This is a genomic window from Uliginosibacterium gangwonense DSM 18521, from assembly GCF_000373965.1.
Lineage (GTDB): Bacteria > Pseudomonadota > Gammaproteobacteria > Burkholderiales > Rhodocyclaceae > Uliginosibacterium > Uliginosibacterium gangwonense.
This window is the reverse complement of the sequence record NZ_KB892863.1, coordinates 162,562-177,105: the sequence shown is the minus strand read 5'-3', so window position 1 is coordinate 177,105 and position 14,544 is coordinate 162,562. Positions and strand designations below refer to the sequence as shown.

Below are 14,544 nucleotides of genomic sequence, written 5' to 3'. Positions count from 1 at the left end.
CAATCCTGAATGCAAAGCGAAGTCAAGGACAAACCACGGTATGCCATCGTTGCGGCGGTGCAATTACCCACAGTCAACGATATTGAATTCGAGGCGTCGATCACAGAACTTCGAGAACTGGCTAAAACACTAGGGTTTCGGGTTGTACAGACCTTCATCCAGAAACGCGCCGGGTTCGATACCACAGGTTATCTGGGGGTGGGTAAGCGCCAGGAGATCCACGACTTCGTAAGTGGCGGGGCAGCTCCAGGCGGCAGCGAGGACGATGAAATTCAGGCGCTGTTCGTCGATCACGAGATTTCTCCCTCTCAGGCCCGCAACCTGGAAAATGAGGTCGGTTGCCAGGTCATGGACCGAACCATGGTCATTTTGGAAATTTTCCACCGCAATGCACGCTCCCGCGCAGCACGGGCGCAGGTGGAGATCGCACGCCTGGGGTACATGGCGCCACGCTTGCGCGAGGCAGCAAAACTCGCCGGGCCGCAGGGGCGGCAACGCAGCGGCGTAGGTGGCCGGGGCGCGGGTGAGTCGCACACTGAATTGGATCGGCGCAAGATCCGCGACCGTATCGCCGAGCTGCAACTGGAAATCACGGCCATGGAGGTGGAGCGCAAAACCCAATGTGCGCGTCGGCAAGAACGCCAGAGCCAAGCCAGCGTGGCGCTGGTTGGCTACACCAATGCGGGGAAATCAACCTTGATGCGCGCACTGACTGGCAGCGAGGTATTGGTTGAGAACAAGCTTTTCGCCACGCTCGACACCACCGTGCGCACGCTACAACCAGAAAGCGTACCCCGCGTACTAGTCAGCGACACGGTCGGCTTCATCAAGAATCTGCCTCATGGGCTGGTCGCTTCATTCAAATCCACGCTGGACGAAGCTCTTGATGCCGCACTCTTGCTGCACGTGATTGACGCCAGTGATCCTGGCTTCCAGCGCCAATTGGAAGTCACCGACGAAGTGTTGGCTGAAATCAATGCCAACGAGATGCCGCGTATCCGCGTTTTCAACAAAATCGATCACGTGGGTGATGCGGCAGCCCAAGCGGAATGCGAAGCAACGCTGCGCGAGAAATACCCTTCCTGCATTGTAATGAGTGCCCGCCGCACTGAGGATGTCAGCAAGCTGCGCGAAGCAATCATCTCCTTCTTCCAGCAAGATCTGGTCGAAGCAGAAATCTTCCTGCCCTGGTCCGCCCAACAGATGCGTAGTGACATCTATGCCAACTGCAAAGTGCTGGGCGAGCGCGCAGATGAAGCAGGAGCATTTTTCAGCGTGCGCGGCGATCAGACCACCATAGATCGCCTGCGTGAGAGATTCCCCCAGGCATAAAGCAGGAATCTGGGCAGCAAGCCGGACGCCAGTTGATGCGTTCGGCTTGCCACCCATGCGCCGCGTAAAATGCTTACAGTCCCCGTTGCTCCATCAGCACAGCCAGTTCAACGAGTCGGTTCGAGAATCCCCATTCATTGTCATACCAGGCAAGGATTTTGACGAGTTTTCCTCCGATGACAAGCGTTGAGAGACCGTCGATGATCGAAGAGCGCGGGTCGCCCTGATAGTCGCTGGATACCAGCGGCTCATCACTATAGCCAAGAATACCTTTGAGCAGGCCGGATTCGGCTGCGGCACGAAAAGCAGCGTTGACCTCTTCGACGGTGACCTCACGCTTGAGCGTTACGGAAAGATCCACAACCGAAACCACAGGTACGGGCACTCGTAGCGAATAGCCCGTCAAACGGCCATCCAAGTCAGGGATGACCTTGCCGATCGCCTTGGCTGCTCCGCTTGAATAAGGCACTATCGAGAGTGCTGCAGCTCGGGCGCCCCGCAAGTCTTTCTCCGGCTGGTCGTGCAAGGCCTGGCTGTTGGTGTAAGCGTGAGTGGTATTCATCAGGCCGTACTCAATGCCGAATTGCTGGTGCAACACAAGCGCGGCAGGCGCCAACCCGTTGGTGGTGCAACTGCCATTGCTGACCACTTTATGACGGGCTGGATCGTACAGACAGTCATTAACACCCAAAACAACCGTCAGGTCTTCGTTCTTCCCTGGTGCCGAAATGATGACCCGCTTTGCACCGCCCTGGGTGATATGCGTTTCGGCTTGGCGCTTATCAGTAAAGAAACCGGTGGCTTCAATCACAATTTCAACACCTGTTTCATGCCAGGGTATCGCGCCTGGATCGCGCTCTGCATATACGCGAATCGCATTCCCACCAACCACCAGTTGCTTGTCGCGGGTTTCCACGCTGGTAGGAAGCGCGCCAAGAATGGAATCGTGCTTGAGCAAGTGGGCAAGGGTTTTGGCGTCGGTCAGATCGTTGATCGCCACAATCTGGAAATCGTTGCGTCCTAATGCAGCACGCAAGACATTCCGCCCGATTCTGCCAAATCCGTTGATGCCTATTTTCACCATGATCTATTCCTCCGTTGTTGACCTCGGAAGAACAGTACGACAGCACACAAACGGCGTAAACGACAACAAACAATCAAATTACGCCATCTCACTTGCAGCAAAGCGCTTGCGGTATTCAGAGGGTGTGATCTGAAGAGTGCGCTCAAAGACGCGACGCAGGTTCAGCCCATTACCAAAGCCGGTGATGAGTGCGATCTGCTCAACTCCCTCGTCTCCCTGCTCCAGTCGCTGCCGTGCGGCATCCAGGCGAACTTCCTCGACGAATTTGGCTGGCGGTGCACCCGTTTCCCGCGTGAAGACGCGGGTGAAATTGCGCGGACTCATTGCAACCCGCTCGGCGAGCGCCTCAACCGAGAGATCTTGTGCAAGGTTTTCCAGTATCCACGTTTGTAAGTCCCTGATCGGGCCTGGAGTTCGTGCCTGGTTCAGCAGGTAACGACTGAACTGCGACTGCCCGCCCGGGCGACGCAGATACATTACGAGATCCTGTGCCACATCTCGCGCCAGCGTGAAGCCCATATCAGCCTCCACCAGCGCCAGGGTGAGGTCAAATCCCGCCGTGACCCCCGCAGAGGTCCAGATTGCGCCATCCTGCACATAGATCGGCCCACGCTCAACCTGAATCGCCGGATAGTCATTTTGCAGCGTATCCAGCAAGCGCCAGTGCGTGGTGGCACGGCGTCCATCCAGAAGACCCGCCTGCGCCAAAAGAGCAACGCGCCCCCACATACCGAGACTGTTCTCCTGGCGTGCGGTGCGGCCTGACGCACCCAGTCGGAGACGAAACGCCCCTCCAATTCGGAAGTCCCCCGGCCGGTGATCATGATCGTGTCGCGCGGCAGTTCGGGATCAAGCTCCTCCAGCGCATGATCGGCAACGAGATTGAGCCCCGATTGCCCACGTACCATGCGGTGCGGGTGGCTCGCTGCGATTCTGACCTCATAACGCGCCGTCGCGGGCACGCCAGTGTTCAGGCGATTGGCACGCATCAGGATGTCGGCAACACCGGCAGCTTCAAACAGCATACCGCCATCAGGCACAATAATCAGGAATGAAAGAATGTCATCACTCATAACAAACAATCAAAACAAGCCAACTACAGGAGTTTAGTATGAAGTGGCGTGAGGTGCCAAAGAGTTTTCCGTAGCGCCAGCGCGAACGCTAGGCTTCCACAATGCGTGCGCCTTTTACCGCTTTTGGTTGCCCATATCAACAACGTCAACCATCAGGCAATCAACACCCTTGCTTCACACCCAACTTACGTAAAATCACTTCCATCAAGCACCATTTGGTCACGCCACTTTGCAGCAAGTTCGCGCCCACAAAAGCGGTCACCCACAGCCAATTTGCATTGTGAAAGACGGGGCTCGCCTGCGCACCTAGTGCCAACGAAATCAAGATGAAACTACCTGCCACAATACGCACAATCTGCCATGAACTCATGATGTTCCTCTTTATCAAGGGTTAGGGGGAATAGACGCAGTATCACCTTCCGTCGAGGATTTGAATTTCTTGCTGTATGCTGCGTAATAGAGCAAGGGGATCACAACCAAAGTCAGCAAGGTTGACACAAGAATGCCAAAAATCAGTGAGATAGCCAGACCATTGAATATGGGGTCGTCCAAAATGAACAATGCTCCAATCATTGCCGCCAGCCCCGTCAGAATAATGGGCTGGGCACGCGTTGCAGCCGAATGGATCACCGCCTCACGGAACTCAACGCCTGCTGCTACCTGTAGATTGATGAAGTCGACGAGCAAGATAGAATTGCGCACGATGATGCCTGCCAAGGCAATCATGCCGATCATGGATGTGGCGGTAAATTGCGCGCCCAACAAAGCGTGGCCAGGCATCACACCAATAATGGTAAGTGGGATAGGAGCCATGATTATCAAAGGCGTGAGGTATGAGCCGAACTGCGCCACCACCAGCAGGTAGATCAAGATCAGCCCTACCGCATAAGCCGCTCCCATATCTCTGAAGGTTTCGTAAGTCACCTGCCATTCGCCATCCCACTTGATCGAATAGTTTCGATACGGGTCTTCGGGTTGGTGGATGAAGTACTCATCAAGTGTTCCTCCACCTGGAATCGCCAATTCCTTTATGGCGGAACGCATGCTGAACATGCCATAGAGCGGACTGTCGAGTTGCCCCGCCATATCGCCCACCACATAAATGACGGGTAACAAATCCTTGTGATAAATGGGTTGATCGATAGTGGTATTGGTCAGGGTAACCAGTTCGCGCAACGGTACAAGTTGCCCGGAGGCCGCACGCACGGTGAGCGCCAGCGCTTCATCCAACGAGCCTTGCGCCGCCGCAGGCAGACGCAACAGGTTTGCCGCCGGGTATTTGCTGGCGTCATGCAGATAGGTGACGGCTTCTCCTCCCATGCCAGTTGCCAGTGTCGTCACAATGGCGTGTTGGGGAATGCCGAGCAGTGCAGCCTTTGTTCGATCAACCACGAGTACCTGTTTAGCGGAACTGGCGAGAGTGGTGTCATCCACATCAACAATGTTCGCTGTCTGGCTGAATACTTTGCGAATTGCATGGGCAAGTGTCTGCCGCCCCGAAGTTTCTGGCCCATACACTTCTGCCACGATGGGTGAGAGCACAGGCGGGCCAGGCGGAACTTCCACAACTTTGACACGCGCATTGTACTGTGCGGCAATCTTTTGCAAGGCAGGCCGAACACGCATAGCAATTACGTGGCTTTGGTCGCTACGATGATGTTTGTCGACCAGATTAACCTGGATGTCGCCTAATTCCCGCCCTGCGCGCATGTAGTATTGACGCACCAATCCGTTGAAATTGATGGGGGCGGACAGGCCCGCATAGGCTTGGTAATTGACAACTTCCGGCACGGTAGAGAGGTAAGCACTCATCTCATGCAATACGGCAGCAGTGTTTTCCAGAGGAGAATCGGCGGGCATATCGACCACCACCTGGAATTCAGATTTGTTGTCAAATGGCAGCATTTTCAGCACCACCAGCTTTGCCATGGGCAAAAGGACTGAAAACAGGATCAATAGCAAGACCCCCAGCCACAGTTTCAGACGGTTTCTGCTACCGCGCTTTTCATCAAGAAAGGGAGGAAATACACGATGCGCGATACGATTGAGTCGCCCACCCACGCCAGGCGTTGTTTCCTCTGGATGTACAGTATCTTTGAGCCACAGACGTGCCAGCCAGGGCGTTACGGCGAAAGCAATCCCCAGCGAAAGCACCATCCCCATGCTGGCATTGATGGGAATCGGACTCATATAGGGCCCCATCAGGCCAGAGACGAAAGCCATCGGCAACAAGGCCGCAATCACGGTCAGGGTCGCCAAAATGGTGGGGCCGCCGACCTCGTCCACAGCCCCAGGAATCAATTCTGTGAGTGACTTTTCTGGATGCAACACCTTGTGGCGGTGAATATTTTCAACGACTACGATGGCATCATCAACAAGGATGCCAATTGAAAATATCAGCGCAAATAACGAGACGCGATTCAAGGTAAAGCCCCAGGCCCAGGACGCAAACAGCGTCGCCATCAACGTGAGAACCACGGCTGTGCCAACAATCGCCGCTTCACGCCGACCTAACGCAAAGAACACCAAGGCGACCACGGCGGTCGTAGCAAACAGTAGCTTTTGAATGAGCTTCAAGGCTTTGTCATTCGCCGTTTCGCCATAATTCCGTGTAACCGCCACGTCAACATTAGCCGGAATGACCACGTTTTTAAGCTGATCTACACGATGGATGATGGCGTTTGCTACGTCGACGGCATTTTGGCCGGGCTTCTTGGTCACGGCGATGGTCACGGCTGGGTATTCGCCGCCTTCTTTTCCCGTGACTCCATGCCAGACGTAGCGCTCCGGCTGCAGCGGGCCATCTCGAACTTCTGCCACCTCTTTAAGCAACACAGGCGCGCGGTTATGCACCCCAACTACCAGCTCTCCCACGGCCTGTGCGTCGTCCAAAAATGGGCCAGACTCAAGGCTGATGGCTTTGTTGCCCACGATCAGATCCCCAATCGGCAACCCTAGATTGGCGCTCTGCAACGCCACGCGTAGATCCGCTACGGTAAGGCCAGCGGACTGCAAGCGCGCCGGATCAAGCAGGATCTGCACGCCACGCTTCGGGCCGCCCAGGGTAGTGACTTCACGCGTACCTTTTACACGCTTGAGGTCGGCCTCGATCGAGTGCGCCACGCGCTCCAGATCGAAGCTGCCGACTTCTGCGTTCTTCGAGAACAGCGTCAAGGCAACAATGGGAACATCATCAATCCCCTTGGGTTTAATAATGGGTTGCCCGACGCCAAGATTGCTGGGTAACCAATCAGCATTGGAATGGATCGTGTCGTATAAGCTGACCAAGGCTTCGGTTCGTGGCACACCCACTTCAAACTGCACTGTCACCACTGCCATGCCGGGGCGGGAAACGGACGTCACATGTTCTACATGGGCTATTTGGGCAAGCACCTGTTCGGCAGGCCCTGCCACCATCTGTTCCACATCCTGCGCAGAAGCGCCGGGAAACGGGATGAGCACATTGGCCATCGTCACGTTGATCTGGGGCTCTTCCTCACGTGGGGTGACCAGCACCGCAAATAGCCCCAGGAGGACAGCGAGCAAAGCCAGTAAGGGCGTAATCTGAGCCGCCTGGAAATAGCGTGCGATTCGCCCCGAAATACCGAGTGTGTGTTCCGCACTGTGTTCGCTCATCATCCTGCCTCTCAGTGGCTGCGCGATGCGGCAATGGGATCAAGGGCAACACGCTCCCCTGCGTTGAGGCCGGACAAGACTTCGACCTCCCCCTCGCCTGCCCGACCTAAGCGAACTTGGCGCAACATTGCCCTGCCCTGGCTGAGAACATACACAGCATCCAACTCGGTACGGTGAATGACTGCCTGGGTAGGAATCATCAGGCGACCGTGTTCGCCGCCTTGCAGACGGAAGGTGGCACGCGCAAACATGCCGGGAAATACTTGCACGGATAGAGCAGGCAAGCCCAAACGCACCTGTACCGTGTGAGTTGTGGTATCGGCAGTCGGCAAAACAGTGAGGCTGCTGGCAATCAGCTTGCGTTGCCCAACTGGCAAGCCTGGTAGTTCGATACGTACTTCTGCTTTGTTTTGTAATTGAGCAAGCTTGCTCTGAGGTAAATTGGCAACCACCCGCATGGAGCCTGGATCAAAGACAGTCAGCAAAGGCTTGCCCGGCATCGCCATATCTCCCTGCTCGCCAGAGACTTCAGCCACCGTGCCAGCAAATGGTGCTGCCAGTGTATAGAATCCCGTTTGAGTCCCAGCCGCCCCCGCCTGAGCCGTTGAGCTGCGTACAGCGGCTTGCGTTGCCTTGAATTGCGCTTCGGCCTGATCAAGTGCCGCCTGGCTGATGTATTGCTTGCGGAAGAGTTGCTGCTGGCGTTCGAACTCTTTACGGGCCACGTCCAACTGTGCCTGTGCAGCGCTCACCTGGGCCTGACTCGCGCTCGCTTGCTGGGCGGCCGCCTGCGCATCAATGCGGACCAACACTTGGCCTTTCTGAACAGAATCCCCTGCCTTCACGATCAGTTGGGTAATCCGCCCCGATACCTGGGGAGAGATCACGCCCTGATGGACAGCCTCAACCACGGCCTCGGCAACGAACAGTTCATCACCTCGCACCTCACGGACAGGGGCCGTCGCCAACTCTGCAGCGGCAGCCCAGTTGCTGCCCAGGACGAGCACGACTGACAGAATCACCGCATCCATACGCATCTTGTGCCCCTTTAAACCATCAAGACGAAACCTTTAAATCACTATATTGCTATTTGGTTGTATAGTCAATATTATAGTTTTTATCGCCCCTCTCAGAACCGGGCCACGCCCAAACAAACCAGCAAGCTTTCTGCTGTGCATTGAGAAGAACGTTTCTCACGCAACGGAATGTTGTCACCCTCAAAGCTGTAGCCGACACATTCAAAACAGGCAAGAAATTTGCATAAGGTTTACACTCATTGCGAGTACGAGTGTCAGTGCCGCAACAAGGATTTGAGCCACTCCTGTTTACAGGAGTCTGCTTTTTATAGGAAATCGCCACAAGCGCTTCCCAAAAATCATTCACCCCAGAAAGGTGGCATATGTTTCGTTTGCGTATTTCCAGTGCCTTGCTGGCACTGGTCCCCTGTTTTCCCGCCCAGGCTGCCGAGGGGTTGTGGCCATTTAACCAAGCGCCTGTCGCCGCATTTCAAGCACAATATGGTTTTACGCCAAGTGCGCAATGGCTTGCACATCTTCAGGGCGCTGCCGTCAACTTTGGTGCCTCAGGCTCATTTGTTTCGCCTGAAGGGCTGGTTTTGACCAATCATCACGTGGTACTCGATTGCGTCAGCAAGCTGTCCTCTGCACAGCGCGACCTGGTGAAAAATGGATTTGTCGCCCACAGTCATGCGGAGGAGTTGCGCTGCTCGGGGGATGATGCCACTGTTCTGATTGACATCGTCGATGTCACCACCAAGATACGTGCTGCGGAAGACTCCGCCCAAACGGATGAAGAACGCGCCAACGCGAGGCGTGGTGTGATCACGGCGATTGAGAACACCTGCCAAAAGGAAGGTGGAGCCAGCCAGAAGTGCCAAGTTGTGTCCCTCTATCAAGGGGCTGCCTATCATCTGTATCGCAGTGAACGATACGATGACGTTCGATTAGTATTTGCGCCAGAATACCAAGTGGGATTCTATGGCGGTGACCCAGACAATTTCGTGTATCCACGCTTTGCCGTCGATATGGGATTGGTGCGTTTATACCGTGACGGCAAGCCCGTCCACCCCAAGCATTGGCTGAAGATCGACCCGGCAGGCCCTAAACCTGGGGAAATTCTGTTCGTGGCTGGGCATCCAGGTCGCACGGAACGCTTGAAAACCGAGGCCCAATTGCGCTTCCTGCGCGATGTACAAAACCCGTTGATGCTGGCGGGTATCAAGCGCCGCATTGATGTGGTGCTCGCATATGCCAAACAATCTGCCGAGGCAAATCGGCAAGCCACAGAAACATTATTTGGCTTACAGAATTGGTATAAGAGTCTGACAGGCGCGCAGGAGGCTTTGAGCCAACCCAGGTTCTTTGCACGCAAATCCCAGCAAGAAGCAGACTTGCGCGCGAAAAGTGCTGGCAAGGTCGCCGGTGATCCTTGGGAAGAAATGGCAGCGGTAGTAGCAGACCAAACCCCTCGTGCCAAGCTCGATTGGCTGGCGAAATTTCCTTATCATGGCCTGTTAAGCCAAGCAGGGTTACTGGTGCAATGGGCACGCCAAAGCCAACTGCCAGAGGATAAACGCCTGCCAGAGTTTCGCTCCGCTGCACTCCCCAATACCTTGGACCGGATCAAAACAGATGAGCCGTATTACAAGGATCTTGAGTTGGCCTTGAGCCTGGACCGTGCAAAGGAAGCGCACGAACTGTTGGGCGATCACCATCCCTACACCCTTGCCCTGAGTGGAGAGCAAGGCAATGCCAAAGCCTTCCTGTCCAACATCTATGCCCAAACCAGAATTGGTGACGTGGCCGAACGCAAGCGCTTGTTGGCAGCAGGTCCCGCTGCAATTGAAACCTCTGACGATCCAATGTTGGTGCTGGCACGCGCGCTTGAACCGATTGCGCTGGAATCTCAACAATTCACCGAAGATCATATCAAAACCCTGATCAGCCAAGCTGCGGCAAAGATTGAACAAGCACGCTATGCGGCCTTTGGTGCTGCAGTCGCGCCAGATGCCACCGGAACCTTGCGTTTATCATACGGCGAAGCCAAGGGTTATGTTGAACATGGCATTTCCCATCCGTGGAAAACAACAGTGGGAGGTCTTTATGACCGTGCCACCAGCTTTGCGCAGCAAACACCTTTTGACTTGGCACCGTCCTGGCGTAAGGCCCGTAGCAAGCTCAATCCAGATACGCCGCTTGACTATGTCCTGACTGCAGATATCGTGGGCGGAAATTCTGGCTCCCCAATCGTCAACCGGGCGGGCAATCTGGTAGGACTGATTTTTGATGGCAACCTGGCCTCCTTGGGTATCTATTATCAATACGGAGATGACACCGAACGCGCTATCGCCGTACACCCGGCAGCCATTATGGCCGCCCTGGACAAAGTGTATGGCGCCAAAAATCTGGTGCGTGAGATGACCCCCAAGCAGTAAAGCCGCTGTGCATGGAGGCGCCCCAACCACTGGTGCAGGGCGCACAGCACAGCAAAATCAAGAATGCATCTAACCTATTGTTTTTAAAACCATGTACTTTCGCAACTGCGTCCCGTCTGCGCTACAAGATAGGCTTATCACAGATTCTTCGATAGGTATCCACACTTAATTTAAGGTTTTTGGACCAGATCATATAAACTAAGGCGTTTACTGTACTTTGCGTATGAGGCTCATTGCGCAAACCAAGGGCAACTTCGGGCATGTTCCATGCGGACTGTTTGTGCTGAGCCACACTGTAGTGTTTTCAAATTACTTTAAACAGGCCCATGGGGTCTGTTTTTTATGGAGGTCATTCATGCTGCGTAGAACCGCGCTTGTTACCGCACTGGCCTTGAGCCTGTTTGCAACATCGGCCTTTGCGGCCAAGACTTTGGTGTTTTGCTCCGAGGGTAGCCCAGAAGGCTTCAACCCGATGTTTTTCACCACCGGCACCACTCAGGATGCCTCCTCCGCGCAGATTTTCAATCGTCTGGTGGAGTTTGAGGTCGGCACCACCAATATTGCGCCCGCACTGGCCAGCTCCTGGGATATTTCCAAAGACGGCCTGACCTACACCTTCAAGCTGCGCCATGGCGTGAAGTTCCAGTCTTCCGACAAATACAAGCCGACGCGAGATTTCAACGCGGATGACGTGTTGTTTACATGGAACCGCATGGCCGACCCGAATCATCCGTTTGCCAAGAACACCCCGGGAACCACCTATGCCTACTTTGAAGACATGGGCATGGCCAAGATCGTGGACAAGGTGGAAAAGATTGATGACTACACAGTAGTCTTCAAACTCAAGCATCCGGAAGCGCCCTTCCTGGCAGACCTTGCCATGGATTTCATTTCCATACAGTCTGCCGAATATGCCGAAAAGATGAAGGCGGCAGGCACGCCTGAACTGATTGACCGTGAGCCGATTGGCACCGGACCCTTCCGTCTGGTGTCCTACCAGAAGGATGCGGTCGTTCGCTACAAGGCACATGACCAATACTTTGAAGGCCGCCCGAAGATCGACAATCTGGTGTTCTCCATCACCCCAGATGCCTCCGTGCGGCTGGCCAAGCTGAAAGCCGGGGAATGTCAGGTCATGGCCTATCCGAAGCCTGCGGATATTGCTGCGCTCAAGGCCACACCGACTGTCAATCTGCAATCGAAGGAAGGCTTGAATATCAGCTACCTTTCCTTCAACGTCACAAAAAAACCTTTTGACAACAAACTGGTGCGCCAAGCTATCAATTATGCCATCAACAAAAAGGCACTTGTCGATACGGTTTTCCTGGGTGCCGGCCAGGTGGCTAAAAACCTGATTCCGCCGATTATGTGGGCATATGACGACAAGATCAAGGATTACGAATACTCCCCCGAAAAAGCCAAGGAACTGCTGGCCAAGGCGGGGCTGAAAGATGGCTTCGAGATGGAGTTGTGGTATGTGCCGATCCAGCGTGCCTACAGCCCGGATGGCAAACGCATGGGGGAAATGGTGCAGGCCGATCTGGCCAAGGTGGGCATCAAGGTCAAGCTGCTGACCTATGAGTGGGGCGAATACATGAAGCGCGCCAAGCAAGGCGAGCATCTGGCCGGCTTCTTCGGCTGGAACGGCGACAACGGCGACCCAGACAACTTCTTCGGCCCGCTGGCCTCCTGCGCAGCCGTCAAGGGTGGCGGCAACTACTCGCGCTGGTGCAACAAGGACTTTGAAGAGGCGATCTCCAAGGCAGCAGCCAGCAACGATCGCGCCACGCGGATCAAGCTCTATTCCAAGGCCCAGGAAATCATGCGTGAGGAAGCCCCGATGGTCTTCATCGCCCATTCCCTGCGCTACGAGCCGACGCTCAAAACGGTAGTGGGCTTCAAGGCTGCCGCTGTGCCGCCTTTGCATTATTTCTCCAAAACCGATCTGAGCAAGTAAGCTAGCGTCTGCGCTACAGTTCAAACACCGCATCAGTCTTTGATTGATGCGGTGTTGTGTCATTTCCACACGAAGGATTGTGCACACATGATTTCTTTTTTTCTGCGCCGCCTGGGGGTGCTGATTCCCACTTTTCTGGGAATCACCCTTCTGGTGTTTGCACTGATCCACATGATTCCGGGTGATCCGGTCGAGGCCATGTCCGGCGAGCGCGGCATGGACTCTGCCCGCCACGCCCAGCTGATGACCGAATTCGGCCTGAACCGGCCCCTGCCCGTGCAATATGTAGATTACGTATTCAAAGCCGCCAAAGGCGATCTGGGTCGCTCCATCGTCACGCAGGAATCGGTAATGCGGGAGTTTCTGGATCGCTTCCCGGCAACTTTTGAGCTGTCTTTATGCGCCATCACATTTGCTCTGACAATCGGCATTCCGGCGGGCATCATTGCCGCATTCAAGCGTAACAGTGTGGTGGATTACGGCGTCATGGGCGTCTCGCTGGCCGGGTATTCCATGCCGATTTTCTGGTGGGCGCTGCTGCTGATCCTGTTCTTCTCAGTTCAACTGGGCTGGACGCCGGTATCCGGGCGAATTGCCGTGGAATACGACCCAGAGGTGGTCACCGGCCTGATGCTGATTGATTCCCTGCTCTCCGGCGAGCCCGGTGCGTTCCGCTCTGCGGCGTCGCACCTGATCCTGCCCACCATTGCGCTGGGAACCATTCCACTGGCCACGCTGGCACGCATGACGCGCTCGGCCATGCTCGAAGTGTTGGGGGAAGACTACGTGCGCGCTGCACGGGCACGCGGCCTGTCTCCCTTGCGCGTACTCACCCGGCATGCCCTGCGCAATGCCTTGATCCCGGTATTGACCGTGATCGGCCTACAGGTAGGCACTTTGCTGGCCGGGGCCATTCTTACGGAAACGATTTTCTCCTGGCCCGGCATTGGCAAATGGATGGTAGAAGCCATCCACCGACGTGATTACCCGGTGGTGCAAGGGGGCATCCTGCTCTCTGCCACCATCGTGATTGCCGTCAACCTCATCGTCGATATGCTGTATGGCGTCGTCAATCCCCGTATCCGGCACCAAAGATGAATACATCCAACTCTCAACTGACCGTGGCGGAAGAAGGTATCAGCGCGCCTCCCTCACCACTTGCAGAACTGTGGCGGGATTTCCGCCGCAACCGGGGCGCGCTGATCGGCCTCACGCTGGTCGGCCTCTTCATTTTCATGGCCCTGTTTGCCAACTGGATCGCCCCGTATTCGCCCATCGAACAATACCGCGATTCGATTCTGGCCCCCCCCGCCTGGGTCGAGGGCGGCAAAGCGCAATTCCTGCTGGGGACTGACCCAGTAGGCCGCGACATGCTCTCACGCCTGATTTTCGGCACCCGTCTCTCGCTACTCATAGGGATCATTTCCATCGGGCTGTCCATGTCAATCGGCATTGTGCTCGGCCTGACTGCTGCGTTCAGCGGCGGCAAGACCGATACCGGCATCATGCGCCTGATGGATGTACTCATGGCGCTGCCCAGCCTCTTGCTAGCCGTCGCGGTGATTGCCGTGCTCGGGCCGGGGCTGATGAATGCCATGTATGCAATTGCCATTGTGCAGTTACCCGCCTTTGTGCGCCTGACCCGTGCTTCTGCCATCGCGGAACGCTCGCGGGATTACGTCACGGCCTCCCGCATTGCCGGGGCTGGCGTGCTGCGCCTGATGTTCATTGTGGTGCTGCCCAACTGTCTGGCGCCGCTGATCGTGCAGGGCACACTGGGCTTTTCCACGGCGATTCTGGATGCTGCGGCGCTGGGCTTTCTGGGCTTGGGGGCACAACCGCCCACACCGGAGTGGGGCTCGATGCTCGCCAGCGCCCTGGAATTTATTCAAAGCGCATGGTGGGTAGTGAGCCTGCCCGGTATCGCCATTTTGCTGGCGGTGCTGGCTTTCAACTTGATGGGCGACGGTTTGCGTGACGCCCTAGACCCCAAACTCAAGCGTTAAGA

Annotated in this window: 10 protein-coding genes and 1 pseudogene; 5 read left to right on the top strand and 6 right to left on the bottom strand. The window is 55.7% G+C overall.

Going from position 1 to position 14,544, the window contains the following annotated elements; genetic code table 11:
* The first annotated feature begins 9 nt into the window (after window positions 1–9).
* A complete protein-coding gene (hflX, locus tag B145_RS0117035) occupies window positions 10–1,332 on the top strand; it encodes a GTPase HflX (RefSeq protein ID WP_018608970.1) in 1,323 nt (440 codons plus the stop codon).
* Window positions 1,333–1,405: 73 nt separating this feature from the next.
* Here the strand turns inward: hflX and gap are convergent, their stop codons facing one another.
* From gap to B145_RS0117010, 6 genes and pseudogenes are all read right to left on the bottom strand, one after another.
* Window positions 1,406–2,416, bottom strand: a complete 1,011-nt coding sequence (gene gap, locus B145_RS0117030; RefSeq protein ID WP_018608969.1) for a type I glyceraldehyde-3-phosphate dehydrogenase — start codon at window positions 2,414–2,416, stop codon at window positions 1,406–1,408.
* A 78-nt stretch (window positions 2,417–2,494) separates the two neighbouring features.
* Entirely contained in the window at window positions 2,495–3,145 is a 651-nt protein-coding gene (locus B145_RS29120; protein ID WP_018608968.1) for a GlxA family transcriptional regulator, read from the bottom strand.
* A gap of 47 nt (window positions 3,146–3,192) precedes the next feature.
* Window positions 3,193–3,405, bottom strand: a pseudogene (locus B145_RS29675) (hypothetical protein); the annotation flags it as partial.
* A gap of 244 nt (window positions 3,406–3,649) precedes the next feature.
* Window positions 3,650–3,859: a YgaP family membrane protein gene (locus B145_RS0117020; protein WP_018608966.1), complete on the bottom strand. Its 210-nt coding sequence runs from the start codon at window positions 3,857–3,859 to the stop codon at window positions 3,650–3,652.
* Window positions 3,860–3,873: 14 nt separating this feature from the next.
* On the bottom strand, window positions 3,874–7,128 hold the full coding sequence (locus B145_RS0117015; RefSeq protein WP_018608965.1) for an efflux RND transporter permease subunit: 3,255 nt from the start codon (window positions 7,126–7,128) through the stop codon (window positions 3,874–3,876).
* Between the two features lie 8 nt (window positions 7,129–7,136).
* Complete coding sequence (locus B145_RS0117010) at window positions 7,137–8,162, bottom strand: efflux RND transporter periplasmic adaptor subunit (RefSeq protein WP_033407476.1); 1,026 nt, start codon at window positions 8,160–8,162, stop codon at window positions 7,137–7,139.
* 362 nt (window positions 8,163–8,524) lie between these two features.
* Between B145_RS0117010 and B145_RS0117005 the strand changes: the two genes are divergently transcribed.
* From B145_RS0117005 to B145_RS0116990, 4 genes are all read left to right on the top strand, one after another.
* A complete protein-coding gene (locus B145_RS0117005) occupies window positions 8,525–10,579 on the top strand; it encodes a S46 family peptidase (RefSeq protein ID WP_018608963.1) in 2,055 nt (684 codons plus the stop codon).
* Window positions 10,580–10,934: 355 nt separating this feature from the next.
* Window positions 10,935–12,536, top strand: a complete 1,602-nt coding sequence (locus tag B145_RS0117000) for an ABC transporter substrate-binding protein (RefSeq protein WP_018608962.1) — start codon at window positions 10,935–10,937, stop codon at window positions 12,534–12,536.
* 87 nt (window positions 12,537–12,623) lie between these two features.
* Window positions 12,624–13,634: an ABC transporter permease subunit gene (locus tag B145_RS0116995; RefSeq protein WP_018608961.1), complete on the top strand. Its 1,011-nt coding sequence runs from the start codon at window positions 12,624–12,626 to the stop codon at window positions 13,632–13,634.
* Window positions 13,631–14,542, top strand: coding sequence for an ABC transporter permease subunit (locus B145_RS0116990; RefSeq protein WP_018608960.1), 912 nt, complete (start codon window positions 13,631–13,633; stop codon window positions 14,540–14,542). The genes B145_RS0116995 and B145_RS0116990 overlap by 4 nt, the downstream gene beginning before the upstream one ends.
* Window positions 14,543–14,544 lie beyond the last annotated feature (2 nt).

Bases quoted from the DNA above. Each gene is read 5' to 3' on its own strand.
- hflX (WP_018608970.1), top strand. From the start codon at position 10: ATGCAAAGCGAAGTCAAGGACAAACCACGGTATGCCATCGTTGCGGCG.
- gap (WP_018608969.1), bottom strand. From the start codon at position 2,416: ATGGTGAAAATAGGCATCAACGGATTTGGCAGAATCGGGCGGAATGTC.
- B145_RS29120 (WP_018608968.1), bottom strand. From the start codon at position 3,145: ATGTGGGGGCGCGTTGCTCTTTTGGCGCAGGCGGGTCTTCTGGATGGA.
- B145_RS0117020 (WP_018608966.1), bottom strand. From the start codon at position 3,859: ATGAGTTCATGGCAGATTGTGCGTATTGTGGCAGGTAGTTTCATCTTG.
- B145_RS0117015 (WP_018608965.1), bottom strand. From the start codon at position 7,128: ATGATGAGCGAACACAGTGCGGAACACACACTCGGTATTTCGGGGCGA.
- B145_RS0117010 (WP_033407476.1), bottom strand. From the start codon at position 8,162: ATGCGTATGGATGCGGTGATTCTGTCAGTCGTGCTCGTCCTGGGCAGC.
- B145_RS0117005 (WP_018608963.1), top strand. From the start codon at position 8,525: ATGTTTCGTTTGCGTATTTCCAGTGCCTTGCTGGCACTGGTCCCCTGT.
- B145_RS0117000 (WP_018608962.1), top strand. From the start codon at position 10,935: ATGCTGCGTAGAACCGCGCTTGTTACCGCACTGGCCTTGAGCCTGTTT.
- B145_RS0116995 (WP_018608961.1), top strand. From the start codon at position 12,624: ATGATTTCTTTTTTTCTGCGCCGCCTGGGGGTGCTGATTCCCACTTTT.
- B145_RS0116990 (WP_018608960.1), top strand. From the start codon at position 13,631: ATGAATACATCCAACTCTCAACTGACCGTGGCGGAAGAAGGTATCAGC.